Raw genomic sequence first — 26454 nt, 5'->3', positions numbered from 1 at the left:
GTCCGCGATCCCGAGAGGCCCCCGGTATGAACCTCCCGCCCCCTGCTCCCGGCGGCTCCCCCTCCAACGGCCTGGTGCTGGTCGTGGAGGACGAGCGGCACATCGCCGACATCCAGCGGCTCTACCTCGCGCGCGAGGGCTTCGGCGTGCACGTCGAGTCCGACGGCGCGGCCGGGCTGGCCGCCGCACGCCGGATGAGTCCCGTCGCCATCGTCCTCGACATCGGCCTGCCGGGTGTGGACGGCATCACCTTCTGCCGCACGCTGCGCGACGCCGGCGACTGGACCCCGATCCTGCTGGTCACCGCGCGCGGCGAGGAGACCGACCGGATCCTGGGCCTCGAACTCGGCGCGGACGACTACCTCGTCAAACCCTTCTCCCCGCGCGAGCTCGTCGCCCGCGTGAAGACCGTGCTGCGCCGGGGTCCGGGCCTGGGCGCGGACACGGTGGTCCGCCTCGGCCGGCTGAGTCTCGACCTCGCCGCGCACCGCGTGCTCCGCGACGACGAGCCGGTGGAGCTGACGGCCACGGAGTTCGGGCTGCTCGCCCACCTGGTCCGGCACCCCGGCCGGGTCTTCACCCGCGACCAGCTGCTCGCCCAGGTCTGGGGGTACCCCGGGTACCGGGACACCCGCATGGTCGACGTCTTCGTCTCCCAACTGCGGGCCAAGCTCGGCGACGCGAGCCCGCTGCGGACCGTGCGCGGCGTGGGCTACAGCGCCGCCGACCCCGGCGCGGCCGGCACGAAGGGCAGCCCTTCGTGAGCGCGGAGCGCCGGCCGAGGAGACGCAGGACGCTGGCGGGCAATCTCGTGCTGCTCAGCACGGTCGTCGCGGCCGTCGCCGCACTGCTGACCGGGCTCGTCGCCTGGCAGTCCGCCGCGCACGCCGCCGAACAGCGCGAACGCGACACCCTCACCCGGCAGGCGACCCTGCTCAGTCGGCTGCCCGTGATCTCCCCGGTCGTCTTCGGCGGTGCGGAGCGCCTGGCCGGGCCGAACGGCGAGCAGTTCGCCGTCATCACGCCCGGCGGCGACGTCGCGGGCGGCGCGGCGCCGGCGGTCGACCTCGCCTCCAAGGCCGCCCTGCTGGCCGGACGGCCCGTCTCGACCCGGAGCATCCTGGCCGGTCAGGATGTGTTGCTGGTGGGGAACCCGACCGCGCGCGGCGGCGCGGTGGTGCTGACCGAGCCCTACGCGACCGTCGACGCGGAGACCGGACAGGTCCGACGCGACATCCTGCCGCCGCTGCTGGTCGGCCTGTTGGGCGCGGCGCTCGCGGGCGGACTGCTGGCGCGACGGATCGCCCGGCCGCTCACCGCGTCGGCGGCGGTCGCGCACCGCCTGGCCGAGGGCGAACGCGGGCTCGTCGCACCGGTCGCCGCCGGGCCGCGCGAGGCGGCGGAGATCGGCCGCGCCCTCACCACCCTGGACCAGGCCCTGGCCCGCAGTGAGAACCGCCAGCGGGAGTTCCTGCTCTCTGTCTCCCACGAGCTGCGCACGCCGCTGACGGCGGTTCAGGGCTACGCCGAGGCCCTGGCGGACGGCCTGATCGAACCCGAGCAGGTGCCCGAGGTCGGCCGCACCCTCGCCGAGGAGACCCGCCGCCTGGACCGTTTTCTCGCGGACCTGCTCGACCTGGCCCGCCTGGAGGCGGACGACTTCCGCCTCGAACTCGCGGACACCGAGGTCGGCGCGGTCGTCGCGGAGGCGGCGGCGTTCTGGTCCGGCCCGTGCGAACGCCAGGGCGTCGAGCTGCGGGTGGAACGCCCGGACGCGCCGCTGGTGGTGCGGACGGACCCGTTCCGGGTCCGGCAGCTCCTCGACGGCCTGGTGCAGAACGCCCTGCGGGTCACCCCCGCCGGCGCCCCGCTGGTCCTCGCGGCGCGCGCCGGGGACCTCGGCACGGCGCAGATCGAGGTCCGCGACGGCGGCCCGGGGCTGACCGAGGACGACCTCGCCGTCGCCTTCGACCCGGGCGCCCTCCGCGACCGCTACCGCAGCACCCGCCCGACCGGCACCGGCCTCGGCCTCGCCATCGCCCACCGCCTCACCACCCGCCTCGGCGGCAGCATCGCCGCAAGCGCGCGCGGCCCGGAGACGGGGGCGTGCTTCACCGTGACGCTGCGGCGGTAGCCGCGCTCAGGGGCGGGGGGACGCGAGCAGCCACCCCGTGCGGATGGTCCCGCGCGTTCGGCGACGCGCCACCTTGGCTGGCTTGTCGCGCAGTTCCCCGCGCCCCCGCGAGGTCACTCGCCTCGGACGAGGCCGAAGCGGCCGTCGAAGCGGCGGTAGAGGAGGCGGCCGCGGCCGGAGTCGGGGTCGGCGTAGAAGAGCGCGGAGAGCTCGGACTGCTCGCAGCGCTCGACCGCCTCGTGGTCCGTCAGGCGCGGCGCGGGGCGCGGGCAGAGGGTGAGCAGGGAGGGGTTGTAGCGCGGCGCGCTCTCCGGCGCGGTGGAGGCGAGGCGGTAGCCGGTGGGGCCCGCGCGGTAGACGACGGAGTCCTGCTCGGTGGACGGGTCGGTGAACAGGTGGGCCTGGTAGTCCATCGCGTCCAGCGTCCGGACGGCGACCTCGGGGGCGCACCAGACGAGCAGCGGCTCCTTGATGCGGGCGATGGCCGGCATCATCGCGCGGCCCGCGCGCTCCGCCCAGCCGGCGGTGGCGGGACGGGCCTCCTCCCGCGTCGCCGCCGGCAGCTCCTCGGGCGCGTCGGCGCGCTCGGTCCACGGGCGGGGACGCCATTCGAGGGAGACCTCGGCGATCCGCTGCCGCAGGCCCTCGACCAGCCGGTCGCCGGCCAGGCGGGCGTCCGCGGCGAGGCGCTGGACGCGCACGCGGCGTCCGTCGACCTCCGCGTCCACCTGACACAGCGTCTGTTCCGCCTCCTCGCCATGGGTGCGGCTCAGTCGCACCCGCAGCGCCTCGACCAGCGCGTCCGTCCCGCTCACCAGATCGCCGACCCGCCGCCGCACCTCGTGGGCGAGATCCAGCGCCACCCCGTCGGCACGCATCAAGATCGCGTCGTTCACGAGCCCAAGCCCTCCGCAGTTCGCCTCTCCAGCCGCCGGGGACCGTCCCCCCGCAGCCGATATTCCACATCCGTCAGGAAGAGTGTCCAGTGCCGAAAGGTGCGAATCGACGCCGGGGTGCCCACTGACACGAGCATTGCGCAGTTCTGATCAATTGCCGAACCATCGTGCAGAACTGCGCACCGATGTCTATTCAATCGCGCAGTCCTTCCCTAGCATCTGAGCCGACGCCGCACCCCTGCGAGTGCGCCTCCCCTCATGCGCGCCCCCCACGCGCGTGACGCGGCGTCATCCACTTCTCCCGAAGGGACAACCGTGCCCCGCTCCGGAACGAAGACCGCACGCGGCCTGGTCGCCACCGTGGCCGCCGCGGCCGCCGCGTTAACGCTGGGTCTGGCCGCCGCCCCGCAGGCCGCGGCCTCGCCGACCGCGACGTCCGGCTCCGCCCTCGCCCTCACCCCGCCGATGGGCTGGAACGACTGGGCCCACTTCCAGTGCGGCTACACCGAGTCGACGATCCTGGCCAACGCCCGCGCGCTGGTCTCCACCGGGCTCGCCGCCAAGGGCTACAACACCGTCACCACCGACGACTGCTGGATGCAGACCACCCGCGACGCGAACGGGAACCTGCAGGCCGACCCGGGCCGCTTCCCCGACGGCATGGCCTACGTCGGACAGCAGCTGCACGCCATGGGCCTCAAGTTCGGCATCTACGAGGACGCCGGAACCTCCACCTGCGGTGGCTACGCGGGCAGTTGGGGCCACTGGCAGCAGGACGCGAACCTGTTCGCCTCCTGGGGCGTGGACTACCTGAAGCTCGACGGCTGCAACGTCCCCTCCGTGGCCGGGCAGAGCTCCGAGCAGACCTACCAGAGCGCGTACCAGCAGATGGGCCAGGCGCTGAAGGCGACCGGACGTCCGATCGTCTTCTCCGAGTCCGCGCCCGCCTACTTCCAGGGCACCACCGACTGGAACACCGTGCTCGGCTGGGTCGGCCAGTACGGCCAGCTCTGGCGTGAGGGCTCCGACATCGCGACCTACGACGCGAGCAAGCCCAACACCAGCCGGTGGAGCAGCGTGCTGGGCAACTACGGCTACAACAACCCGATCCACCGCTACGAGAGCCCCGGCAACTGGAACGACCCGGACTTCGTCATCGCCGGCGACGGCGGCCTGACCTCCGCCGAGTCGCGCAGCCAGCTCTCGCTCTGGGCGGAGATGGGCGCGCCGATGATCCTCAGCGACGACGTGACCCAGCTCAGCGCGGCCTCCGTCGCCGACCTGGGCAACAGCGACGTCATCGCCGTCGACCAGGACTCCCTCGGCCACCCCGGTTATGTCGTCTCCCAGAACGGGACGCTCGACGTGCTGACCCGTCCGCTCGCGAACGGCGACCGCGCGGTGGCGATCCTCAACCGCTCCGGGGCGACGGTCACCGCGAACACCACGACCGCGACGGCCGGCTTCACCGGCGGCAGCGGCTGCACCTTCGGGGTCAAGGACCTCTGGTCCGGCGCGACGTCCACGACGAGCGGGGCGATCAGCGCCTCCATCCCGGCGCACGGGACCGCGATGCTGCGGATCACCCCGAGCGCGGGCTGCGGCGCGACGGTGCAGAGCGGTCAGGTGAGCGGCATCGCCGGCCAGTGCCTCGACGACTCCGGCTCCGGCACCGCCGACGGGAACCCGGTCATCGTCTACGGCTGCACCGGCAACCCCAACCAGCAGTGGACCCTGCCCGGGGACGGCACCGTGCGCACCCTCGGCAAGTGCCTGGACGTCCCGGGCTCGGCGACCACCGCCGGAACCTACGTGGACCTGCGCGGCTGCAACGGCTCGGCGGGGCAGCAGTGGAGCTACGACCAGGCGGGCAACCTGGTGAACCCGGGCTCCGGCGACTGCCTGGACGTCTACGGGGGCGGCTCCGCCAACGGCACCAAGGTCGACATCTGGCCCTGCGGCCAGAACCAGTTCAACCAGACCTGGTCGCTGCCGCAGTAGCCCGACTGGCGGTCCCACGCCGGTCCGACGCCGGTCCGGCGTCGGACCGGACGTCTGTCGATGGTGCACGACCCGTTGCGCACTCCTGAGCGCCTCCATATAAAGGACACAACTTCGAGCGTTGTTGCACCATCCGGCACCACCGGGGGAGGAGGGCCGTGATGAGATCCGGCGAGGGAGTCGTTCTGGCGCTCGACGCGGGCGGCGGCAGGCTCAGGGGCGCCGTACTCGCGCCCGACGCCACCGTGCTGCACCGGGCGAGCGCGGACACCGGCGTCGAGCGCGGCCCCGACGCCGTCGTGGAGACCCTGCTCGAGCTCGCCGCGGAGCTGGCGGCGGAACACCGTCCGGTCGCGGCGGGCATCGCCGTGCCGGGCGTCATCGACGAGGCGGCCGGGATCTGCACCTTCGCCGCCAACCTGGGCTGGCGCGAGGTGCCGATCCGGCAGTGGGCGGCCGAGGAGCTCGGCATCCCCGTGGTGCTGGGCCACGACGTGCGCGCGGCCGCCCTGGCCGAGGCGCGCCTCGGCGCGGGCCGCGGCTGCCGGTCCTTCCTGTTCGTGCAGATGGGGGCCGGCATCGCTGCGGCCCTGGTGCTGGACGGGCGCATCCTGATCGGCGGCCACGGATCCGCGGGGGAGATCGGGCACCTGACGGTCCGCCCCCGCGGACGGCTCTGCGCCTGCGGCAAGCGCGGCTGCCTGGAGACCGTGGCCTCCGACGCGGCGCTGGCCGGCGCCTACAGCCGGGCGACCGGTGAGCAGGTCGGCGCCGAGGAGCTGTGGCGGCGGGCCCAGGCGGGCGACGACGTCGCCGAGTGGCTGTGGGACCGTACCGTGCCGGCCCTCGCCGACGGCCTGGCCGCCGCCGTCGCGCTCTTCGACCCGCGCCGCATCGTGGTGGGCGGCGGCCCGGCCCAGGTCGGGCGCGCCTGCTTCGACCCGCTGCGGTCGGCGCTGGAGAAGCGCCTCGGCTTCCAGACGACCCCGGAGATCCTCCCCGCCGGGCTGGGTCGCGACGCGGGCTGCGTCGGCGCGGGACTGCTCGCGCTCGAGCAGCGTCCCGCCCGGGTGCGCGGCGGCACGCCGTCCCGCCCGCACGCCCACCTCGCCGGGCGGCGCTGACCGGCCCGTCCGCCCGGCCCTGCTGATGGAGCGCCTCCGGCGCGCCGCGCCCGGCGGAACTCCCTGGACGCTTGCGCGAGCTCCCTGATCTACTCGGCGCCATGATCGTCACCACGTCTTCATCGGCCCTGGACGCTGTCGCCGTCGTCGAGTCGAGCGCCCGGCTGGTCGCCGAGAACTACGTCTTTCCCGAGATAGCGCAGGAGTTGGCCGCGCTGCTGCGGCGGCGGAGCGCGGAGGGGGCCTACCCCACCGAGTCAGCACAGGAGTTGGCCGACGCCGTCACCGCCGACCTGCGGTCCGTCAACGGTGACCTGCATCTGCGGCTCAAGTACCACGCCGAGCCGGTGCCGTCCGGGCAGGGCGCCGCCGCGCTGACCGCGATGCGCCGCGAGTTCGACGCCTCGCTGGGCGGCGTGCCCCGGGTGGAGCTGCTGGACGGCGGGGTCGCGCTGCTGGAGATCGCCCCGGCGATGTTCCCGCTGGACTGGGCCGCCGAGCCGCTCGCCGCGGCGCTGACGCTGGTGTCCCGGGCCCGCGCCCTGGTCCTGGACCTGCGCCGCAACACCGGCGGGGACCCGGACACCGTCGCCTTCGTCTGCGGCTACCTGCTGGACGGTCGCACCCACCTGAACACCATGCTCTCCCGTCAGGGCGAACTCGCCGAGCAGTCCTGGACCCCGCCCCACGTCCCGGGCGCCCGCTTCGGCGCGAGCAAGCCGGTCTACGTGCTCACCAGCGGACGGACCTTCTCCGGCGGCGAGGAGCTGGCCTACGACCTGCAGCAGCTCGGGCGGGCCCAGGTCGTGGGCGAGACCACCGGTGGCGGCGCGCACCCGCGCGAGGGGTGGACCGTCCACCCGCACCTGGAGGTCGCCGTGCCCGTCGCCCGCGCGGTCAACCCCGTCTCGGGCACCAACTGGGAGGGCACCGGCGTCCAGCCGGACGTCCCGTGCCCGGCCGAGGCGGCGCTGGACCGGGCCCTGGAACTGGCCTGGGCGCGCCTGGCCGAAAACGACGCGGAAGCGGAGCGGGGCCCGGAAGCGGAGCAGGACGCGGAAGCCGGGCAGGACGCGGGAGCCGAGCTGAGCACGGGAGCTGAGCAGGGCGCCGGCTGAGCCGGGCGTCGCGGCGGGCCTGATCCGCATCCGGTGTGGATCGCGGGTCAGGTCTGCCGGGGGTCTTGACGCGGACTCGATTAGTTCGGATTCTAGCGGAACTATTCCTCTCGCTCCTCTCCCCCCCGTGGAAGGACCCTGATGAGCAGATCCCTCCGACCGCGCCTGGTGGCGGCGACCGCGTTCGCGGTCGTCGCCGCAGGCCTGCCGCTGCTCCCCGTGGCGGCCGCGCATGCGGCGTCCGGCGGCACGATCACCGTCGGCGGCCAGTGTCTGGACGACGTCAACGCCGCCACCGCCGACGGCAGTCCGGTCCAGCTCGCCGGCTGTGACGGCGCCGCCGAGCAGAGCTTCACCTGGAACTCCGACGGGACCGTCGGGGTCCTCGGCACGTGCCTTGCCGTCGCAGGCGGTTCGAGTGCCAACGGCGCGGCGCTGCAACTCGCCGCCTGCTCGGGCGCCGCGCCCGAGCAGCACTTCGCCTTCCAGCCCGACACCACCGTGCTCAGCGCCGAGTCGGGCAAGTGCCTCCAGGTGCAGGGAAGTTCGGCAGCGGTCGGCGCGGCCGTCGGGCTGGAGCCGTGCAACCCCTCGCAGGCCCTCCAGGACTTCCAGGCGGCCGGCGCGCCCGCCTCCGGCTACACGCTCTCCGCCGGCAGCTCCGTCTCCGGCGGGAACGGGGACGACACCCCCGCGTTCCCGTACCTGGACAAGAACGGGCAGTTCTACTACCAGTCCGCGCACTCGCTCTACGGTGCGACCGACGGCCGGTCCTGGGACTTCTACACCGGAACGAACTTCGACACCGCGTCGACGGCGTCGATCAGCAACTCCGGTACCAACAAGGACACCACCGCCTTCTGCAACAGCAGCCCGACCGGCGTCGACGCCACCAACGCACCGGCCGGGTCCGGTTACGCCGAGCGCAACTACTGCGACCTGGCGGGCGTCTGGGTCGATCCCGACACGGGCACCTGGTACGGGCTGGTGCACAACGAGTTCACCCCGCAGCCGTTCGGCGACGGCCTGCACTACGACGCGATCGACTTCGCCTCGTCGACGAACCAGGGCGCCACCTGGACCATCCAGGGCCACGCCATCACCTCGCCGTACAGCACCAAGCGCGGCGACACGGCGGCCTTCCCGGGCTCGACGTACTACTACGGCGACGGCGATCCGCGGCTCTTCGTCGACTACCGCTCGGGCTACTTCTACGTCTTCTACATGTCCCGGCTCGTCGACAAGAACGGCGGCTGGGGCGGCTTCCAGGAGCACGTCGCCCGCGCGCCGATCTCCCAGAAGATGAGCTCGGCGTCGTGGAGCAAGTGGTACGACGGCTCCTGGTCGCAGCCCGGCGTCGGCGGCGCGGAGAGCGACGTCGTCCCGTCCGACGGGGTCGGATCGGGCTGGATCCCCTCCGCCCAGGGCTACTCGCCGAACACGGCGGGCAGCGTCGGCAGCCAGATCGCCGCCGGGACGACTCCCGTCACCTCGCAGCTGTCGGTGCTGAACATCGCCTGGGACGCCTACCTCGGCAAGTACATCGGCACGCCCGAGAACGAGGCCGGCAGCAACCAGCCGCAGCACTTCTACGTGACCGACGACCTCGCCACCGAGAAGTGGACCGACATCGGCTCCGCCGGTCCCGCCCAGAGCTCCTGGTACCGCTGGTTCCTGGACCCGGCCAGCCTGACCGGGGGCGCGATCGTCGGCCGCACTTTCCGCTCCTACTGCGAGTACTCCTGCACCCCGAACGACTCCGAGTACACCCAGTTCACCGTCGCGCCCACCTCGTCCGCGGGTCTGCCCTCCTCGCCGGTCGGCGCCGGCGGCTCGTACCAGGTGGGCGCGGGCGACGGGCAGTACCTGACGCAGAGCGGCAACGCCGTGACGACCACCACCGCCCCGTCCGGCAGCGCGGCGCAGTGGACCTTCACGCCGACCGGTGACGGCTTCTACACCGTCGCCAACGCGTCCAGCGGCCAACTGCTCGGCGTGGACTCGACGAAGAACGCGGGACGGGCCTGGGACGCGGCCGCGGCCCTCGGCAAGCCCGGCAACGGCGGGCCGACGACCGGCCAGCAGTGGTCCGTCCAGACCATGGTGCAGTCCCCGGCGGGCAGCGGGTCCTCCACGCCCACCGGCGGCTACCGCCTGGTCAACCGCTACAGCGACCTCGCGCTCAGCCTCACCGGCGGCAGCTCCGCCGTGGCGACCGCCCCGCAGCGCGGCTGGACCAACGCCGGGACGGCCGGGGACACCCGCCCCGTCTCCGCGCAGACCCTCGCCTTCACCGCGACGGGCACCACCGGCGACCTCAGCGGCACGCACACGCTGACGCTCGGCAGCGAGGCCCTGGACGACCCCAACTGGTCGACCGCGCAGGGCACGCAGCTGGACACCTGGTCCACCAACGGCGGGCAGAACCAGAGCTGGGTCCTCACCCGCCAGTCCGGCGGCTCCTACACCGTCGCGAACGCCTACTCGGGCCTCTGCATGGACGACGACGGCGGCAACAGCGCGGCCGGCACCGCGGTCATCCAGTGGGCCTGCACCGGCAACAGCAACCAGCAGTGGACGGCGACGCGCCTGGCCTCGGGCGCGTACACCCTCACCAACGTCCATACCGGGCTGCTGCTGACCACGGCCTCGACGGCCGACGGCGGGCTCGTCACCCAGCAGGCGGACACCGGCTCCGCCCTGCAGCAGTGGACGATCGGCTGACCCTCCCGCAGGGAGCGGCGCCGTCGGGAGGGAACGACCTCCCGGCGGCGCCGCTCCGGCGCTCGCCCGGGAATGAGCCGCCGCCCCTCAGAGGCGGCGTGTATAACTCATGCATGCCGAAGAAGCCCGCACCGGACGTGGTCACACTCGTCGACGTCGCGAAGGTCGCCGGTGTGTCGCGTGCGACGGTCTCCCGGGTGGTCAACGGCAACGCCTCCGTCGCGCCGGCGCTGCGCACGGCGGTGGAGAAGGCCGTCGCCGCGACCGGATACACCCCCAACCTCGCCGCCCGTTCCCTGGTGACCCGCACGACCGGCTCGATCGCGCTCGCCGTCTCCGACATGAGCGCCGGGCAGATCTTCGCCGACCCGTTCTTCGGCCGCGTCGTCAGCGGCGTCACCCAGGCGGTGCGCCCGCGCGGTGTGCAGCTGGTGCTCGCGATCGTCGACGACGAGCCCTCCCGGCGCCAGCTGGTCAACTTCCTGCGCCAGGGCCACGTCGACGGCGTCGTGCTGGTCTCCACCCACACCGACGACCCGCTCCCGGCAGCCCTGGCCGACGCCAAGGTCCCGGCGGTCCTCTTCGCCCGCCCGAGCGAGCCGTTGCCGATCAGCTTCGTGGAGCTGGACCAGCGCGCCGGCGTCTTCCTCGCCGTCGACCACCTCGTCGGGCTGGGACGCCGCCGCATCGCGACCGCGTCCGGCCCCCTGGACACCCCGGCCGGCCGCGAACGCCTCGCGGCGTTCCACGAGCGCCTCGCCCACCACGGCCTCACCGAAGCGGGTTGCGTCGAGGGCGACTTCACCCAGGCGGGCGGGGCGACCGCCATGCGCGAGCTCCTCGCCTCCGCGCCCGACGCGGACGCGGTCTTCGTCGCCTCCGACCTGATGGCCCTGGGCGCGGTCGCGGTCCTGCACCGCGCGGGGATCGCGATCCCCGAACGCATGGCCCTCGTCGGCTTCGACGACAGCAGCGCCGCCACCAACTGCGACCCGCCCCTGACGACCGTGCGGCAGCCGGTCGAGTCGATGGCGGCCCAGATGGCCGAGCTCCTGCTGGAGCAGATCGCCGCGCCGGAGCAGACCTTGCAGTCCAGGGTCTTCCAACCGACGCTGGTCGTGCGCGAGAGCGCGTAGCGAACAGGGACGCGGGGCTCGGCCGACCGGCTGAGCCCCGCGACCCCGACCCGCCGTGACGTCAGTCCATGGCGTTGGCCGTGACGTCGGTCGGATTGGTGAGGGCGCCGGTCAGCGGCAGGTTGCGGGAGCTGTCGCCGACGAGGATCCGGTAGGCGCCGGCCGAGGCGATCCAGTTGCCCGAAGTGGTGTCCCAGTGCGCCAGGTCGTGGGCCGTCACGGTGAAGGTGACCGTGCCGGACGCGCCGGGGTCAAGGGCGATCCGCTGGAAGCCCTTGAGCTGGTGGGGTGGCTCGCCGGCCGAGGCCGGGTCGCCGACATAGAGCTGGGCGACCTCGGTTCCGGCGCGGCTTCCGGTGTTGGTGACGGTGGCCGTCACCGTCGCCTGGCCGTTGTTCAGCGCCCTCACCTGGAGGTTGGTGAACGAGAAGTTCGTGTAGGACAGGCCGAAGCCGAACGGGAACAGCGGCGTGACGTTGTTCGCGTCGTACCAGCGGTACCCGATGTCGAGCCCCTCGGAGTACTGCACGGTGCCGCCCACTCCTGGCCACTGGGCCGCGGTGTTCGCCGGAACCTGCGACAGCGACGTCGGGAAGGTGACCGGCAGGTGCCCGGAGGGGTTCACGTCGCCGAACAGCAGCGCCGCGATGGCCTGACCGAACTCCTGGCCCTGGTAGAAGCCTTCGAACACGCCCGCGACCTGGTTCAGCCACGGCATCAGGATCGCCGAGTTGTCGTTCAGGACCACGATCGTGTTCGGGTTGGCCGCGGCGACGGCCGAGATCAGCGCGTCCTGGTTGTTCGGCAGGTTGAGTGAGGTGTTGTCGGACTCCTCGTGGCCGTAGTTGTCCGCCGCGAAGACGATCGCCACCTTCGAGGACTGCGCCAGCGCGACCGCCGAGGCCTGGTTGGAGCCGTCGTCGTAGGCGACGGTGACGTTCGTCCCCGCCGTGCGCTGCTGGATGCTGTACAGCGGGTCGTAGGTGCCGGTGCTGGTGGCGCTGCCGCTGCCCGCGCCGCCGGTGATCGCTCCGGAGCTCGCGTCGGTCCCGATGACGGCGATGGACTCGTTGCCGTTCGGGTCGAGCGGCAGGACGCCGTTGTTCTTGAGCAGCACCGTGCCCTCCTCGTCGCCGCGCAGCGCGACCGCGCGGTGCGCGGGCGTCGCGACGATGGCGGTCGTGGAGCCGCTCGGCGCCTTGTCGAACATGCCGAAGCGGAACATCTGGGTCAGCACCCGGGAGACCATCGTGTCGAAGGTGGCCTGGGTGACCTGGCCCGCCGCGACGGCCTGTTCGAGCGACGAGGCGAAGAAGCCGCCGAACGGCATCTCGACCGTCTCCCCGGCGTTCGCCGACGGCACGGTGGAGTGGATACCGCCCCAGTCCGAGGTGATGAACCCCTGGAACCCGGCCTGCTGGTACATCGGGACGTTCTCGATCGACGGGTTCTGGCACGAGTACTCGCCGTTGACCATGCTGTACCCGCACATGAGCGCCGCCGCGCCGCCCTTCTCGATCGCGGTCTGGAAGCCCGGCAGGTAGATCTCCTGGAGGGTGCGCTGGTCGATGATCTCGTTGCCGGGCGCGGACGGCTGCTCGATGTTGTACGCGGCCGCGTGCTTGACCTCGGCCATCACCCCCTGGCTCTGCATGCCCTGGACGTCGGCGCTGACGATCTCGCCGGTCAGGTAAGGGTCCTCGCCGAAGGTCTCGTACGAGCGGCCCCAGCGCGGGTCGCGCACCATGTTGATGGTCGGGCCGAGCGAGACGTTCACGCCCTTGCCGGCGAACTCCTGGCCGACCGCGACGCCGAAGCTGTGCTCGTAGTCGGTGTCGAAGGTGGCGGCCGACACCTCGCCGTCCGGGAACTGGGTGACCCCGCCGAGTCCGTCGCCGACCCCGCTGGGCCCGTCCTCGAGGTTGACGCTGGGGATGCACAGCGAGGGCTGGGCCGCGATCTGCCCGATGTAGACGTTCGAGCCGTCGCCGTAGAGCATCGCGTCCTTCTGGTCCTGCGTCATCGCGCCCATCAGCTGCGCGACGCGGGTGGAGACGGCGACGTTCGGCTCGTTGATCCACGGGCAGGTGCCGGGTGCCGGCTGCGGCGGGGGCGGCGGGATGGTGACGGTCTGGTTCCCGACCGTGTAGACGGAGAACTCCCAGAGCGAGTCGCCGTAGCCCGTCCCGCGTGCGGTGGCGTACATGCGGACATAGCGGCCGGTGCCGGTCACGTTCAGGGTCTGGGTGCCGCCCGTGCCGGTGGTGGTGGAGTAGATCGACGTCCAGTTGGCGCCGTCGGTCGAGGTCTGGATCTGGAACCCGGAGGCGTAGGCGTTCTCCCACTGGAGCACCACCTGGCAGATCGGCAGGCTCCCGCCGAGGTCGACCTCGATCCACTGCGGATCGGAGGACGCGCTCGACCAGCGGGTCAGGGTGCTGCCGTCGGTGGCGTAGAACGGGTCGTACGCCGGGTTGCCGTCCTGGATGGAGGACGCGGTGGCGGGGTGCCCGAGGGCCGCGTTGGCGGTGCCGCAGCCGCCCGTCCCGCCGCCGGAGCCGCCGCTGCCGCCGGTGAGGACCTGCATCTCCCAGAGCGAGTAGCCGTAGCCGGTGGCGCGGGCGGTGCCGTACATGCGGAGGTAGCGGCCGGTGCCGGTGACGTTCAGGGTCTGGGTGCCGCCGGTGCCGGTGGTGGTGGAGTAGATCGACGTCCAGTCGGTGCCGTCGGTCGAGGTCTGGATCTGGAACGCGGAGGCGTAGGCCGTCTCCCAGTCCAGGACCACCTGGCAGACCGGCAGGCTCGAACCCAGGTCCACCTGGAGCCACTGCGGGTCGCTGAACTGGCTGGACCAGCGGGTCCCGGTGTTGCCGTCGACGGCTGCCGAGGCGGGCGTCCCGGCGTTCTCGGTGGACGACGCCGTGGCCGGCTGGTCCAGCGCGGCGTCCGTGGTGCCGCAGGACGCGCCGCCGCCCGTGCCCGCCGTGCCGTAGACCTGGAACTCCCACAGGGAGTAGCCGTACTGGGTGGCGCGGGCGGTGCCGTACATCCGGACGTAGCGGCCGGTGCCGGTGACGTTCAGGGTCTGCGTGCCGCCGGTGCCGGTGGTCGTCGAGTAGACCGTCGTCCAGTTCGCGGCGTCCTCGGAGACCTGGATCTGGAAGGCCGTCGCGTAGGCGGTCTCCCACTGGAGGACGACCTGGCTGATGCTCGCGCTCGCGCCGAGGTCCACCTGGAGCCACTGCGGGTCACTGGCCTGGCTGGACCAGCGGGTCCCGGTGTCGCCGTCGACGGCCGCCGAGGCGGGGAAGGCGGCGCTCTCGGTCGACGAGGCGCTCGCGGCCCTGCCCTGCGACAGCAGCGTCCCCGCCGCATGGGCGGCCGGTGCGGTGGCGACCACCAGGGCGGTCAACAGGGCCAGGACGGCGAGCGCCGCCGTCCACAGTCTTCTGACGGTGCGCCGGGGGACGGGAGCGAACCCCGGTGAACGTGCTGGGTGTGCGTTCACGACTCTCCTCACGGGGGACGGGGAAGCTCAGTAGCCGACGGCCACTTCGAGCCACTGCGGGTTCGCGTGCGAGATGTACGAGGACTGGCCCGCGTAGTCGTCGTACGGGAAGCCGTAGGCCAGCCCGTTGATCGCGTGGTCGTGCCAGAACTTCGCGTAGTAGTTGGCCGGAGCCGCCTGGTAGTACTGGCTCGGGTCGGACCACTGGGCCTGCGGCAGCGTCGCCACATGGCGGTTGAGGGCCGCGCACTCGGCGGCGTTGCTCGCCAGCGTTCCGGCGCAGCCGAAGATGTTCGAGGTGGTCTCGTCGATGCCGACCGAGTTCGCGTACGCGGTGAAGTAGCCGGCGTTCACGCCGCCCGTCTGGAAGCTCGGGTCACTGCCGGGCGCGATGATCCGGTACGGCGCCTGGGTCTGCGCGAGCACCTTGAACTCCTGCGGCACGGCGTTCTGGAAGTCCGTGAACACCTGCGTGCGGCTCTCGTCGAAGACCTGCTGCGTGTCGCCCACCTGGACGTCGTAGCCGTCGGCCGCGTGCAGCCGCATGGCGATCGGCAGGCCCCAGGCGTCGACGCGGGTGGTGTTGCCGTTGAACACGGCGGCGCCCACGGTGAACTCGATGAAGTCGAAGTACTTGCTGTTCGGCGAGCCGAGGTAGAAGTACATCCGCCCGGAGGAGTTGGCGGGCATGTCGAGGTAGGGCTGGTCGGCGATCGAGTGCGTCTGCCCGTCGAAGCTCCAGTACACCTGGCTGTCCGGGTAGGCGCCGTTGGTGCGGTTCAGCACCTTGACCATCAGCACGTTCTGCGCGGGCGGGATGGTGCTGGTGTCGCCCCAGAACGGGTCGGGGCTCCCGGAGTTCGCGGTGAAGACCTGGAACTCCCAAAGGGAGTAGCCGTACTGGGTGGTGCGGGCGGTGCCGTACATGCGGACGTAGCGCCCGGTGCCCGACAGGTCGAGGGTCTCGGTGCCGCCTGCTCCGGTGGTGGTGGAGTAGAGCGTGGTCCAGTTCGTCGCGTCGTCGGACACCTGGATCTGGTAGGCCCGTCCGGCGGCGGTCTCCCACTGGAGCACCACCTGACAGATGCTCTGGCTGCTGCCGAGGTCGACCTGGAGCCACTGCGGGTCGCTGAACTGGCTGGACCAGCGGGTCCCGGTGTTGCCGTCGACGGCCGCCGAGGCGGGTGTCCCGGCGTTCTCGGTGGAGGACGCGGTGGCGGGCCGGTTCAGGGCGGCGTTCGTGGTGCCGCAGCCTCCGCTCGTGGTGGGCGTGCCGTAGACCTGGAACTCCCACAGGGAGTAGCCGTACTGGGTGGCGCGGGCGGTGCCGTACATCCGGACGTAGCGGCCGGCGCCCGTGACGTTCAGGGTCTGCGTGCCGCCGGTGCCGGTGGTCGTGGAGTAGACCGTCGTCCAGTTCGTCGCGTCGTCGGACACCTGGATCTGGTACGCGGTCGCGTAGGCGGTCTCCCACTGGAGGACGACCTGGCTGATGCTCGCACTCGCGCCGAGGTCCACCTGGAGCCACTGCGGGTCGCTGAACTGACTGGACCAGCGGGTTCCGGTGTCGCCGTCGACGGCCGCCGAGGCGGGGAAGGCGGCGTTCTCGACGGACGAGGCGGTGGCGGCCTTGCCCTGCGAGAGCAGCGTCGCCGCCGCATGGGCGGGCGGCGCCTGGGTGAGCGCCAGCAACAGGCCGGCGAGGAGGGCGGAGACGGCGAGAAGCGCGCGAAGCGCTCTCCCGCGGGCGAGGGTTGGCGAAGGCGATCCGGGCATGCGGCGGCTCCTCAGGCGCGCGTGCGGGTGGGTGGAACGCGCAGCGAGAGTGAGGGGGAGCGCCTGAGAGAGCGCTCTCTCGCACGAGCAGTGTGAGGAGCCGCGCGGGGCATGTCAAGGCCCGAGAGCGTTCTCCGAAGCCCTTGAGGAGTCCGCGAGTTGTCGGTGCGTCAGCTGGCCTCAGCCACGCGGCGAAAGGCAGAAGGGGTGCCCTGCGGGGTCCAGCAGGACGCGATAGCGGCCCGGGTCCGGCTGCGCGGCGGGCACGGTCGCCCCGAGGTCGAGGAGCGCGCTCTGCGCCGCGTCGAGGTCGTCGACGTCGAAGCAGAGGTGGGCCTGCTGCGGGACGGCCGGATCGGGCCAGGTGGGCGGGCGGTGGTCCGGGGCGAGCTGGAAGCCGAAGAGCAGACCGGCCTCGGTGGTCAGCCCCGCGAACTCCGCGTCGGAGGACGGATGCAGGGGGAGCCCCGTCGCCTCCCGGTAGAAGGCGGCGAGCGCCGGCGGATCGGGACAGTCGAGCGTGACGGCGGCCATGCGGATGATCGGGGGCAACGCGTCCTGCCTGTCCGGGAGATGACGATACGCCGCCGGTCGGCGGCGCGAGAGGAGGGGCGGGGCACGGAGCGCGACGTCCCCTGTGCCGAGGACGACCGGGGGCCGCGCGCGGCGCACCCGCGCGCATCCCGCGTCCCGGCTCAGCCCAGTTGACGGAGCACGAGGGTGATGAACCCCCAGGTGTCGCGGTAGACGTTCAGCCACTCGTCGCGGTGGACGGCCGACACCTCCAGGGCCTGGGCGCGGTCAGGGTCTTCGGGGTGGTCCAGGGCCCACGCGGCCAGGGAGCCGGTCCAGGCCCACTCGTAGGCGTCGAGCTCGTGGCGGGTGCTCAGGTGGGCGTGCACGGGGACCAGGCCGGCGTCCGTGACCTGGCGCATGACCGCCTTGAGGTCGCCGGAGTCGCCGAGCATCTCCTTGGCCTCCTCGGTGGGCTCGCGCTCGAAGTAGCCGTCGCCGACGAGGAGACGGCCACCGGGGGCGAGGTGCCGGGACGTGGCGGCGAGGGTGCCGGGCAGGCCGTCGAAGGCGTGGGCCGCGCCGACGCACAGGACCAGGTCGAAGCCGTCCGGGTCGGTGAAGTCGTCGGCGTCCTGCTCGTGCAGGGTGAGCCGGTCGCCCACGCCGAGCTTCTCGGCGCGCTCGCGGGCCTCGGCGAGGGCGGGCCCCGAGAGGTCCACGCCGACGGCCTGCAGGCGCGGGAAGCGGGCCAGCGCGCGCAGCAGCCACTCGCCGCTGCCGCAGCCGAGGTCGAGGACGCGGGCGTCCTCGCGGGAGACGGCGCGGTCCAGCAGCGAGGAGACGGACTCGTCCGTCAGCGGCGCCGCGATCGGATGGTCGGTGTGCGCGATGAGGGAGAGCAGTTCTCGTTTCACCGGCGGAGGGTGACACGGGCCCGCGGCCCGCGTCACGTCAATTTCCGCCGAGTCGGCCGTCCCGCGCCGGGGTGCGACGTCAGCGTCGTCGCGCCACGAGCACCGCGTCGTGCATCGTGACCTCCCCGCCCTCCGGGTTCACCGCCTGCCGGGCGCGGGTCTCGGCGCGGACCTCCCAGCGGGCCGGGTCCAGGTCGGCTGCCACCTGCTCCGGGGTGTACATCATGTCGAGGTACACGCCCGGTCCGGGGCCGGTGCGCTTGTCCCTGGGGTGGTGGCCGACGATCAGCAGGGTGCCGCCCGGGGCCACGGCGTCCGCGAGCGCGGCGAACAGGGCGCGCCTCGGCTCCGTCGGGAGGTGCATGAACTGCGCGGTGACCAGCTCGTACGCGCCCGCCGCCGGCGGGTTCTCGCGCAGGTCCGCGTGGGACCAGGTGATCCGCTCCGCGATCTGCGGGCCCGCCGCCCTGGCGTGCTCGGCGGCCCGGTCGAGGGCGACCGTGGCGATGTCCGTGCCGGTGACCTGCCAGCCGCGTGCGGCGAGCCAGATCGCGTCCGCGCCCTCGCCGCTGCCGACGTCGAGCGCGCGGCCCGGGGTGAGGGAGGCCGCCTCGGCGACGAGTTGGGGGTTGGGGTTGCCGCTCCACAGGGTGGGACGGGAGCGGTAGCGCTCCTCCCAGGCGTCCTGCTCGAAGTGGGTCAGCTGGAGCTCGCGGTAGGCCTCGACCGCGTCGCGGGTGTCCGCCGCGACCAGGTCCGCGTTGATCATCGCACCGGCCCGCAGGCCCGCCGCCGCCGACACGACGACCTGGGCGCTGACGTCGGCGACGTTGCCCGCCACCCAGACGCCCGGCACCTCGGTGGCCCCGGTGGGATCGGCCGGCACGCGGCTGCCGACGACCTCGCCGCCGAACTCGACCGGGACCGGCCGCAGGCCCAGCGACTCCAGCAGTCCCGCACGAGCCGTCATGGACGTCGCCACGACCAGTGCGTCGAGCGGGACGAACTCACCCGACGCCAGCCGGACCCCGCTCAGGCGGTCCGCGTCCGTCTCGACCGCCGTGACCGGGCCGTCCGCGAGGTGGATGCCGCGCGCGGCGAGCCGCTCGGCCTGGGCGGCGTCCGGGGCCTCGGCCCCGTGCCGCAGCACGATCACGTGCTCGCTCCACTGCCGCCACAGCTCGGCGTGGTGCCAGGCGAGCGGTCCGGTCGCGAGGACGCCGACGCGGCCGTCGCGCACCTCCCAGCCGTGGCAGTAGGGGCAGTGCAGCACGTCCCTGCCGAAGCGTCCGGCCAGGCCGGGCACCTCGGGCAGTTCGTCGACCAGGCCGGTCGTCACCAGCAGCCGCCGGGCCCGCACCTCGTTCACGCGTCCGTCCGGCGACTCGACGGCGACGACGAACCCCTCGCCGTCCTTCGCCGCGGAAGTGGCCGTTCCGACGGCGAACTCACCTCCGTAGTCGGCCAGTTCGGCGCGGCCCGCGGTGAGCAGCCCGGCGGGCGGGGTGCCCTCGCGGCCGAGGTAGCCGTGGACGTGCCCGGAGGGCGCGTTGCGCGGCTTCCCGGCGTCGATCACCAGCACCGAGCGCCGCGCCCGCGCGAGCGTCACCGCCCCGCTCAGTCCGGCCGCGCCGCCGCCCACCACGACCACGTCGTATGCCTCGTCCACCGGGTTCTCCTCTCGCCCGTCCGGTCTCGCCCGTCCGGCTGTGGCGTCCACCGTGCGCCCGGCCCTGCGGATCGGCAAAGTAAACTTGCCGATATGGCAAACGAGGACGCCGAGGTTCTGGCGCTGGTCGGTCCGCGACTGCGGGAGCTGCGCAGGAAGCGCGGCACGACGCTGGCGCGCCTCGCGGAGGCCACCGGCATCTCCGTGAGCACGCTGTCGCGGCTGGAGTCGGGTGAGCGGAAACCGACGCTGGAGCTGCTGCTGCCGCTGGCCCGCGCCCACCAGGTGCCGTTGGACGAGCTGGTGGGCGCGCCGGAGGTCGGCGACCCGCGGGTCCGGCTGAAGCCGGTGCAGCGGTTCGGCGCGACCATCGTGGCGCTGACGCACAACCCGGGCGGCGTCCAGGCCTTCAAGATGATCATCCCGCCCGAGCGCTCCGAGCCGGACCCGCGCACCCACGAGGGCTACGAGTGGCTCTACGTCCTCGCGGGCGAACTGCGGTTGGTCCTCGCCGACCACGACCTGGTGCTGAAGGCGGGCGAGGCCGCCGAGTTCGACACCCGGCTCCCGCACTGGTTCGGCAGCACGGGCGCCGCGCCCGTCGAGGTGCTCAGCCTCTTCGGCCCCCAGGGGGAACGCATGCACGTGCGCGCACAGCCCCGCAAGGCGGCGGGCTAGCCGCCGGGCCGGCGTCCGCCGGATGACGCCGACAGGTGGGGTGGCCGGTCGGCCCTGCTTCCCGGCCTCCTCCCCGTCCGGCTCCCGTCAGGAGACGATGTCCTTGGCGCGGAGGTGACGGAACGCCAGAGCGCCGAAGACCAGCGCCAGCGAGACCGCGATCGAGACGCCCTCGATCATGCCGGTCCAGTCCGGGTTCGGCTGGAGGACGTCGACCCACGCGTACATGCCGTGCGTGGGCAGGAAGCTGCGCAGCGAGCCGAGCGCGGTGATGTTGTCGAGGATCCCCGACAGGATGGCCAGGCCCACCGCGCCGCCGACGGCGCCCAGCGGGGCGTCGGTCAGCGTCGACATCCACAGGGCGAAGCCCGCGACGGAGAGCTCGCAGACGAAGAGGTAGACCGCGATCAGGGCCAGCCGGCCCGCCGCCGTGCCCGCGGGCAGCGAGCCGGCGAGGCTCAGATGCAGGTCGCCCCAGCCGTACGCGGCCGTGCCGACACCCAGCGCGACCAGCGGCAGCACCAGCACCGCGACGGCGCTGAAGCCCAGCGCCACCGCCAGCTTGGCGAGCAGCAGCCGCGCCCTCGGCACGGGGGCGGCCAGCAGGTAGCGCAACGAGGACCAGCTCGCCTCGGAGGCGATCGTGTCGCCGAAGAACAGCGCCACCGGCACGCTGAGCAGGAACCCGCTGGCCATGAAGAGCACCGCGAAGGCGAAGTTGACGCCGGAGGAGGTGGCCGTCTGGATCAGCGACGGGCTGCCGTCCCGGCCGGAGGGCGTGCCGCCGACGGCCAGCGCCGCCCAGACGATCACCGGCAGCGCGACCATCACGCCGAACACGACGGAGGTGCGGCGGCGCGACAACTGGCGGCGCGCCTCGACGCGCAGCGGCAGGGTGCGCGAGGGACGGTAGCCCGCGGCCGCGCCGGACCCGGCGGCGGCGGAGGCGGCCCGCACGGCGGCTTCGGCCTGAACGGTCCCGGTGTCGGTGTCGGTGCTCATGCGCGCTCTCCGGTGAGGGTCAGGAAGGCGTCCTCGAGACGGCGGTGCGGGCCCACCCGTTCCACCGGCACGTCGAGGCGCAGCAACTCGGCGAGGAGCTCGGGGACGGCGAGTCCGTCCACGCGGACCAGCAGCCCCGGTTCCTCGGTGGCGGCGGCGACGGAGACGACGCCGCCCAGCTCCTTCAGCCCGGCGATCACCGCGTCCCGCGCCTCGGCGGTCATCGCGCCCGTGCCGACCAGCAGTTCGTCGTCGTTGCCGGTGATCTCGGCGACCGGTCCGGCGGCGAGCAGCCGGCCCTGGGTCATCACGACCAGGTGGGTGCAGGTCTGTTCGACCTCGGAGAGCAGATGGCTGGAGACGATCACCGTGCGGCCCCCGGCCGCGTAGCGGGTGATCACCGCGCGCATCTCGCGGATCTGCTGCGGGTCCAGACCGTTGGTCGGCTCGTCCAGGATCAGCAGGTCGGGCAGGCCGAGCATCGCCTGGGCGATGGCCAGGCGCTGCCGCATGCCCTGCGAGTACGTCCGCACCGGGCGGTCCAGCGCCTCGCCGAGGTCGGCGATCTCCAGGGCCTGCGCGACATGGGCGTCCGCGGCGGGGCGGCCGGTGGCCTGCCAGTACAGATCCAGGTTGGCCCGGCCGCTCAGGTGGGGCAGGAAGCCCGCGCCCTCGACGAACGCGCCCACCCGGGACAGCACGGGGGCGCCGGCCGCGACCGGCTGCCCGAACAGGTGGACGCTGCCCGCGTCCGGGCGGATCAGGCCCATCAGCATCCGCATCGTCGTGGTCTTGCCCGCGCCGTTCGGGCCGAGCAGGCCCAGCACCTGGCCGCGCTCGACGCGGAACGACAGGTCCTTCACGGCGTAGCGGTCGGTCGACCCGTGGTAGCGCTTCGACAGCCCGGCCACGACCAGCGGCGACGCGGCGAGCTCCGGGTCCGGGGTCTGCCCGGCCCGTCGGCGGCGGCGTCCGCCGACGCCCGTCAGCACCAGCGCGGCCGCGACGGCCGCCGCGACGAGCGGCAGCAGCCACACCCACACCGGCAGCGGCGTCCGGTCGTTGCGGAGCGCCGTGTCCATGGGGACGGTGAGCGGGTCGGCGGCGGGCAGCGAGACCTGGTAGGTGGCGGGCGCCGCGGGCGAGGAGTAGCCGAGGTCGGTCGCGGCCAGGACCAGGCGGAGCCGGTGCCCGGCGGCGAAGTCGTAGTCGACGGCCGGGAGTTGGACGTCCACCGGGCCGGAGGAGGTGATCCGCAGCGGGGTGACCAGCTGGTGGGGCAGGACGGTGCCGCCGTCCGGCGAGACGTCGTAGAGCTTGGCGAAGAGGACGGCCGGAGCCGAGCCGTCGGTCTTGACGGTGACCTCGATGCTGGGCGCGCCGGTCAGCTGCAACGCGCTGTCCAGCGGCGCGGACTGGAACGCGGCGTACTGGCCGGGCAGGTCGGAGCCGAGCGACAGGCTCCCCCCGGTCAGCCCGCTGAGCTGCGACAGCGCGCCGCCGAGGCCGGGCACCGACGACACGGCGGGCGGCATCCCGCCCGCCGGGTTGGCGACCGTCTGCGGGCGTCCGTCGAGCGTCACGGTGCGGCGCGAGGTCCCGGCCAGCGTCGGGTAGCGGTCCGCGCTCGCGCCGAACTGGACGATCTGACCGGCCGAGACCGAGACGCCGCCGGTCCGGGTGACCCGGAACGCCGGGCCGGTGTCCACCGCCTGGTCGTGTTTCAGGTACCGGTCGAACCAGGCCAGGGTGCGCGCCTGCGTCCGGGCGGTCTCCTGGTCGCCGCCGTCGTGGCCGCCGGAGAACCAGTCGACGGCGACGGGCGCGCCGTTCGCCGCGATGGCCCGCGCCGTCTCGTCGCCCTGGCTGAGCGGGAAGAGCGAGTCGTTCTGCCCCTGCGTGATCAGCGTCGGCACGCGGATGCTGCCCGCGACGGAGTCGGGGCTGGACTGCCTGAGCAGCGCGAGCCCGGCGGGATCGGAGGTCCCGGACAGCGCGGCGCGCTGGTACAGCTGGCACAGCTGCGCCGTGAACCGGCACGCGCTGCCGCCGCCGCTGGTGAAGAAGACTCCGGACCAGAGCTTTTTGAAGACCCCGTCCGGGAAGAGCGCCTGGCCCAGGTCCCACCAGGTGATCTGCGGCGCGATGGCGTCGACCCGCTTGTCGTGACCGGCTGTCAGCAGCGCGATGGCCCCGCCGTAGGAGCCGCCCGCGATCCCCACGCGCGGGTCGTCGGGCCCGTCCCGCAGCACGTCGGGGCGGCGCCCGAGCCAGTCGATCAGCCGCTGCACGTCCGCGACCTCCCGGTCGGGCGCGTCCAGGCCGATCGCCCCGGTCGACTTCCCGAAGCCGCGGGCGGACCAGGTCATCACCCGGTACCCGTGCTGGGCGAGGTAGCGGGCCTCGCCGGCCATGTCGTCCTTGCTGCCGCCGAACCCGTGCGCGAGCAGCACCGCAGGGCGCGGGGTGGCGTCCCCGGTGGTGAAGTACGCGGTGTCGATGCGGACGGTGCCGCTGCTCCCGGGCGTCTCGGGCATCGTGAACACCTGGTCCTGCTCGTGGACGGCCGGCGAGCCGCCTCCGCCCGCGGCGACGGCCGTCCCGCCCCCCACGACGATCAGCGCGGCCACGGTCGCGGCGGTCCACCGCCGCGTCAGGCGTCGTGTCAACGGCACGAGCAGGTCCTTTCGGGTCTCACAGCAGGAACGGCCCAGGCATCGTAGGCACAACGATCACCCGCGCGACGACGTGCCCCCGCCCTCGCCGGGTCGGGCCTCAGTCCTGCGCGTCCTGCACGTCCGGTTCGTCGAGCTCGTCCAGCTCGGCGAGAAGGTCCAGGGCCACGGCCCAGGTCCGCTCCGCCGCCTCCGCGTCGTAGTCGGGGAGGTCGGGGTCGGTGTAGAGGTGGCCCGCGCCGCGGTAGCGGTGGATCTCGGTGTCCGCGCCCGCGCGGGTCATCCGCAGGTACCAGGCGTTGAGCCAGTCCTCCGTCTCGTAGACGTCCGGCTCGGCCACGTGGAGCTGGACCGGGATGGAGGTGGCCGCGTCCTCCGGGATGTCGGAGGTGCCGTGCAGGAGCAGCAGGCCGCGGGCGCGCTCGTCGGCGAGGGCGAGGTTCTGGGCGACGGCGCCGCCGAGGGAGAAGCCCGCGTACACCAGGCCCGGTCCCTCGGAGGCCAGCAGCGGGGCGACCGACGCGACCGCGCGGCGCAGCAGCTCGTCGCGGGTGATCTCGTCCCGGTAGGCCAGGCCCGACTCGACGTCCTCGAAGGTCCGGCCGTCGTAGAGGTCCGGGGTGTGGACGACGTGCCCGGCGGCGCGCAGGCGCTCCGCAGCGGCGTGGACGGCCGGGCGCAGGCCGTAGGCGGAGTGGAAGAGGACGATCTGGGCCACGGACGGCTTCCTTCGCAGGCTGGACGGGTGCCCGTCCATCATCGCCGATGCGGAACGGGCCGCCCGACGGGTTCCGCGCGCGCCGCGCCGCGTGCGACGCTCCTACTCCGCAGTGCCGCCGCTCCGCCGTCCACCCCTGCCACGCTGTGCTCCGCCGACGACGATGGGGGACCCGCATGGGTTCGTACCTGCCCGATGCCGTACGCGACCACGCCGCGCGACGCCCCGACGCGCCCGCCGTCACCGAGGACGGACGGACCGTCGGATACGCGGAGCTGGACGCGCGCAGCAACCGTCTCGCCCAGGCGCTGCTCGGCCGGGGGCTGCCGCCGGGCGCGCGCGTCGGCGTCCTGGCCCGGCCCGGGGTGCTGACGGCCGAGCTCCTGCTGGCCTGCGCCAAGGCCCGACTGGTCGCGACGCCGCTCAACTGGCGGTTGGCGGAGCCCGAGTTGGCGGCAGTCGCGCGGGACGCCGAGTTCGCGGCCGTGATCACCCAGGAGGAGTTCCTGCCCGGCGCGCGGGCGATACGCGCCGTGCTGCCCAAGGCGCCCGTCGTCGTCGACGGCCCGCCCGGCTCCGACGAACTCGGCTACGAGGCCCTGCTGGCCGCCGCGTCCGACCGGGATCCCGGGGGCGGCGGCGCGGGCGAGGCAGACACCGTCTGCCTCCAGCTCTACACCTCCGGCACGACCGGTCAGCCGAAGGGCGTCCGGATCACGCTCGGCAACCTCGACGCGGGCGAGCACATCGTGCGTGAACTGGGCTGGGACCAGCACGCGGTGAGCATGAACGCGATGCCGTTCTTCCACATCGCCGGGGCGGGCTGGCTGGTCCAGGCGCTCGTGGCGGGCGCGCACACCGTCACCGTTCCGGACCTGGTCCCGCAGCGCGTCGTCGAGCTGATCGAGCGGCGGCGGATCAGCCACGCCTTCTTCGTCCCGGCGGTGCTGCACATGCTCACCTCGCTGCCGGACATCGCCGCCCGCGACTTCTCGGCGCTGCGGCTGATCGCCTACGGCGCCTCGCCGATCACGCCCGTGCTGCTGCGGCGCTCCATGGAGGTGTTCGGCTGCGGCTTCCTGCAGATCTACGGCCAGACCGAGACGGCCGGCAGCGCCACCCGGCTGCTGCCGGAGGACCACGACCCCGACGGGCCCCGGGCCCATCTGCTGCGCTCCGCCGGGAACACCCGCCCGGACGTCGAGGTCCGCGTCGCCGACCCGCTCACCGGCGAGCCGCTGCCGACCGGCGCGGTCGGCGAGATCTGCACCCGCTCCCACTACCTCACGCCGGGCTACTGGCGCCGCCCCGAGGAGAACGCCCGCCTGTTCACCGTCGACGGCTGGCTGCGCACCGGCGACGCGGGCTACCTCGACGAGGAGGGCTACCTGTTCATCACCGACCGGATCAAGGACATGGTGATCACCGGTGGGGAGAACGTCTACCCGGTCGAGGTGGAGGCCGCCCTCGCGGAGCATCCGGCCGTCCTGGACGTGGCCGTCTTCGGCACGCCCGACGAGCGCTGGGGCGAGGCGGTCACCGCCGCGGTCGTGCTGCGGCCGGAGGCGGGCGAGGTGAGCCCGGCGGAGCTGATCGCCTTCACCCGGGAGCGGATCGCCTCGTACAAGAAGCCCCGCATCGTCCTCTTCCTGGAGGAGCTGCCGCGCAATCCGACCGGCAAGATCCTCAAGCGGGTGCTGCGCGAGCGCTACGCCGAGGCGTAGCAGCCCACCCGGCAGGGACCGACGGATCGGGGCCGTCCGCCGCCGCCCGACGCGCAGGGCCTACCGGGATGCCTGCGACCCCCTGGGAGAGGCACTGGGGCCCCGTTGATTTGTCCCCGGCGCGGTGCCATCGTCGCTGGG

At 73.4% G+C, this 26454-nt stretch carries 18 protein-coding genes and 2 pseudogenes; 9 read left to right on the top strand and 11 right to left on the bottom strand.

The annotated features are described in order from the left end of the window. Window positions 1–26 precede the first annotated feature (26 nt). Together TR50_RS16810 and TR50_RS16805 are read left to right on the top strand one after the other, a co-directional pair. Window positions 27–764 carry a response regulator transcription factor gene (locus TR50_RS16810; RefSeq protein WP_042421519.1) on the top strand — a complete coding sequence of 246 codons (738 nt, stop codon included), beginning with the start codon at window positions 27–29 and terminating at the stop codon, window positions 762–764. Next, window positions 761–2134, top strand: a complete 1374-nt coding sequence (locus TR50_RS16805) for a sensor histidine kinase (RefSeq protein ID WP_042421517.1) — start codon at window positions 761–763, stop codon at window positions 2132–2134. The genes TR50_RS16810 and TR50_RS16805 overlap by 4 nt, the downstream gene beginning before the upstream one ends. Before the next feature lie 113 nt (window positions 2135–2247). Here the strand turns inward: TR50_RS16805 and TR50_RS16800 are convergent, their stop codons facing one another. After that, the gene (locus tag TR50_RS16800) at window positions 2248–3030 is read right to left on the bottom strand and encodes a sigma 54 modulation/S30EA ribosomal C-terminal domain-containing protein (RefSeq protein ID WP_042421515.1); all 783 of its coding nucleotides are present in this window, start codon (window positions 3028–3030) and stop codon (window positions 2248–2250) included. A gap of 315 nt (window positions 3031–3345) precedes the next feature. Here TR50_RS16800 and TR50_RS16795 point away from each other — a divergent pair, with 315 nt between their 5' ends. The 5 genes from TR50_RS16795 (at window position 3346) to TR50_RS16775 (ending at window position 11133) form a co-directional block, all read left to right on the top strand. Next, a complete protein-coding gene (locus TR50_RS16795) occupies window positions 3346–5031 on the top strand; it encodes a glycoside hydrolase family 27 protein (protein ID WP_063775090.1) in 1686 nt (561 codons plus the stop codon). A gap of 161 nt (window positions 5032–5192) precedes the next feature. Then, window positions 5193–6155, top strand: coding sequence for an ROK family protein (locus TR50_RS16790; RefSeq protein ID WP_063775089.1), 963 nt, complete (start codon window positions 5193–5195; stop codon window positions 6153–6155). A gap of 101 nt (window positions 6156–6256) precedes the next feature. Continuing rightward, window positions 6257–7273, top strand: a complete 1017-nt coding sequence (locus TR50_RS16785; protein WP_084700444.1) for a S41 family peptidase — start codon at window positions 6257–6259, stop codon at window positions 7271–7273. A gap of 141 nt (window positions 7274–7414) precedes the next feature. Next, window positions 7415–9997, top strand: coding sequence for an RICIN domain-containing protein (locus tag TR50_RS16780; RefSeq protein WP_084700442.1), 2583 nt, complete (start codon window positions 7415–7417; stop codon window positions 9995–9997). 113 nt (window positions 9998–10110) lie between these two features. Beyond that, window positions 10111–11133 (top strand): LacI family DNA-binding transcriptional regulator, encoded by a 1023-nt coding sequence (locus tag TR50_RS16775; RefSeq protein ID WP_042421512.1) that lies wholly within the window; start codon window positions 10111–10113, stop codon window positions 11131–11133. 61 nt (window positions 11134–11194) lie between these two features. On the opposite strand, the gene TR50_RS50380 is transcribed toward TR50_RS16775, so the two are convergent. The 7 genes and pseudogenes from TR50_RS50380 to TR50_RS50000 all read right to left on the bottom strand — a co-directional run bounded on the left by TR50_RS50380 (window position 11195) and on the right by TR50_RS50000 (window position 19516). Next, entirely contained in the window at window positions 11195–11512 is a 318-nt protein-coding gene (locus TR50_RS50380; RefSeq protein ID WP_439654228.1) for a fibronectin type III-like domain-contianing protein, read from the bottom strand. A 69-nt stretch (window positions 11513–11581) separates the two neighbouring features. After that, window positions 11582–13084, bottom strand: a pseudogene (locus tag TR50_RS50375) (glycoside hydrolase family 3 protein); the annotation flags it as partial. A gap of 153 nt (window positions 13085–13237) precedes the next feature. Beyond that, window positions 13238–14578 (bottom strand): annotated as a pseudogene (locus TR50_RS50370) (discoidin domain-containing protein); the annotation flags it as partial. 90 nt (window positions 14579–14668) lie between these two features. After that, complete coding sequence (locus TR50_RS16765; protein ID WP_042421510.1) at window positions 14669–16417, bottom strand: discoidin domain-containing protein; 1749 nt, start codon at window positions 16415–16417, stop codon at window positions 14669–14671. Between the two features lie 180 nt (window positions 16418–16597). Continuing rightward, the gene (locus TR50_RS16760) at window positions 16598–16951 is read right to left on the bottom strand and encodes a VOC family protein (RefSeq protein ID WP_084700440.1); all 354 of its coding nucleotides are present in this window, start codon (window positions 16949–16951) and stop codon (window positions 16598–16600) included. Between the two features lie 161 nt (window positions 16952–17112). Next, on the bottom strand, window positions 17113–17847 hold the full coding sequence (locus tag TR50_RS16755; protein WP_042421506.1) for an SAM-dependent methyltransferase: 735 nt from the start codon (window positions 17845–17847) through the stop codon (window positions 17113–17115). A gap of 79 nt (window positions 17848–17926) precedes the next feature. Further along, window positions 17927–19516, bottom strand: a complete 1590-nt coding sequence (locus TR50_RS50000) for a bifunctional NAD(P)/FAD-dependent oxidoreductase/class I SAM-dependent methyltransferase (RefSeq protein WP_042421504.1) — start codon at window positions 19514–19516, stop codon at window positions 17927–17929. Window positions 19517–19609: 93 nt separating this feature from the next. Between TR50_RS50000 and TR50_RS16745 the strand changes: the two genes are divergently transcribed. Beyond that, window positions 19610–20194, top strand: coding sequence for a helix-turn-helix domain-containing protein (locus TR50_RS16745; RefSeq protein ID WP_042421501.1), 585 nt, complete (start codon window positions 19610–19612; stop codon window positions 20192–20194). An 87-nt stretch (window positions 20195–20281) separates the two neighbouring features. On the opposite strand, the gene TR50_RS16740 is transcribed toward TR50_RS16745, so the two are convergent. The 3 genes from TR50_RS16740 to TR50_RS16730 all read right to left on the bottom strand — a co-directional run bounded on the left by TR50_RS16740 (window position 20282) and on the right by TR50_RS16730 (window position 24628). Beyond that, entirely contained in the window at window positions 20282–21196 is a 915-nt protein-coding gene (locus tag TR50_RS16740; RefSeq protein WP_042421499.1) for a DUF2705 family protein, read from the bottom strand. Continuing rightward, on the bottom strand, window positions 21193–23871 hold the full coding sequence (locus tag TR50_RS16735) for an alpha/beta fold hydrolase (protein ID WP_042421497.1): 2679 nt from the start codon (window positions 23869–23871) through the stop codon (window positions 21193–21195). Before TR50_RS16735 ends, TR50_RS16740 begins: the two co-directional genes overlap by 4 nt. Window positions 23872–23971: 100 nt before the next feature. Next, window positions 23972–24628 carry a dienelactone hydrolase family protein gene (locus TR50_RS16730; protein WP_042421608.1) on the bottom strand — a complete coding sequence of 219 codons (657 nt, stop codon included), beginning with the start codon at window positions 24626–24628 and terminating at the stop codon, window positions 23972–23974. A 137-nt stretch (window positions 24629–24765) separates the two neighbouring features. Between TR50_RS16730 and TR50_RS16725 the strand changes: the two genes are divergently transcribed. Continuing rightward, on the top strand, window positions 24766–26313 hold the full coding sequence (locus TR50_RS16725) for a long-chain-fatty-acid--CoA ligase (protein WP_042421494.1): 1548 nt from the start codon (window positions 24766–24768) through the stop codon (window positions 26311–26313). Window positions 26314–26454 lie beyond the last annotated feature (141 nt).

Source organism: Streptacidiphilus anmyonensis, from assembly GCF_000787855.1.
In the GTDB taxonomy this organism is placed as follows: domain Bacteria; phylum Actinomycetota; class Actinomycetes; order Streptomycetales; family Streptomycetaceae; genus Streptacidiphilus; species Streptacidiphilus anmyonensis.
This window is presented reverse-complemented; position numbering and strand designations above follow the sequence as displayed.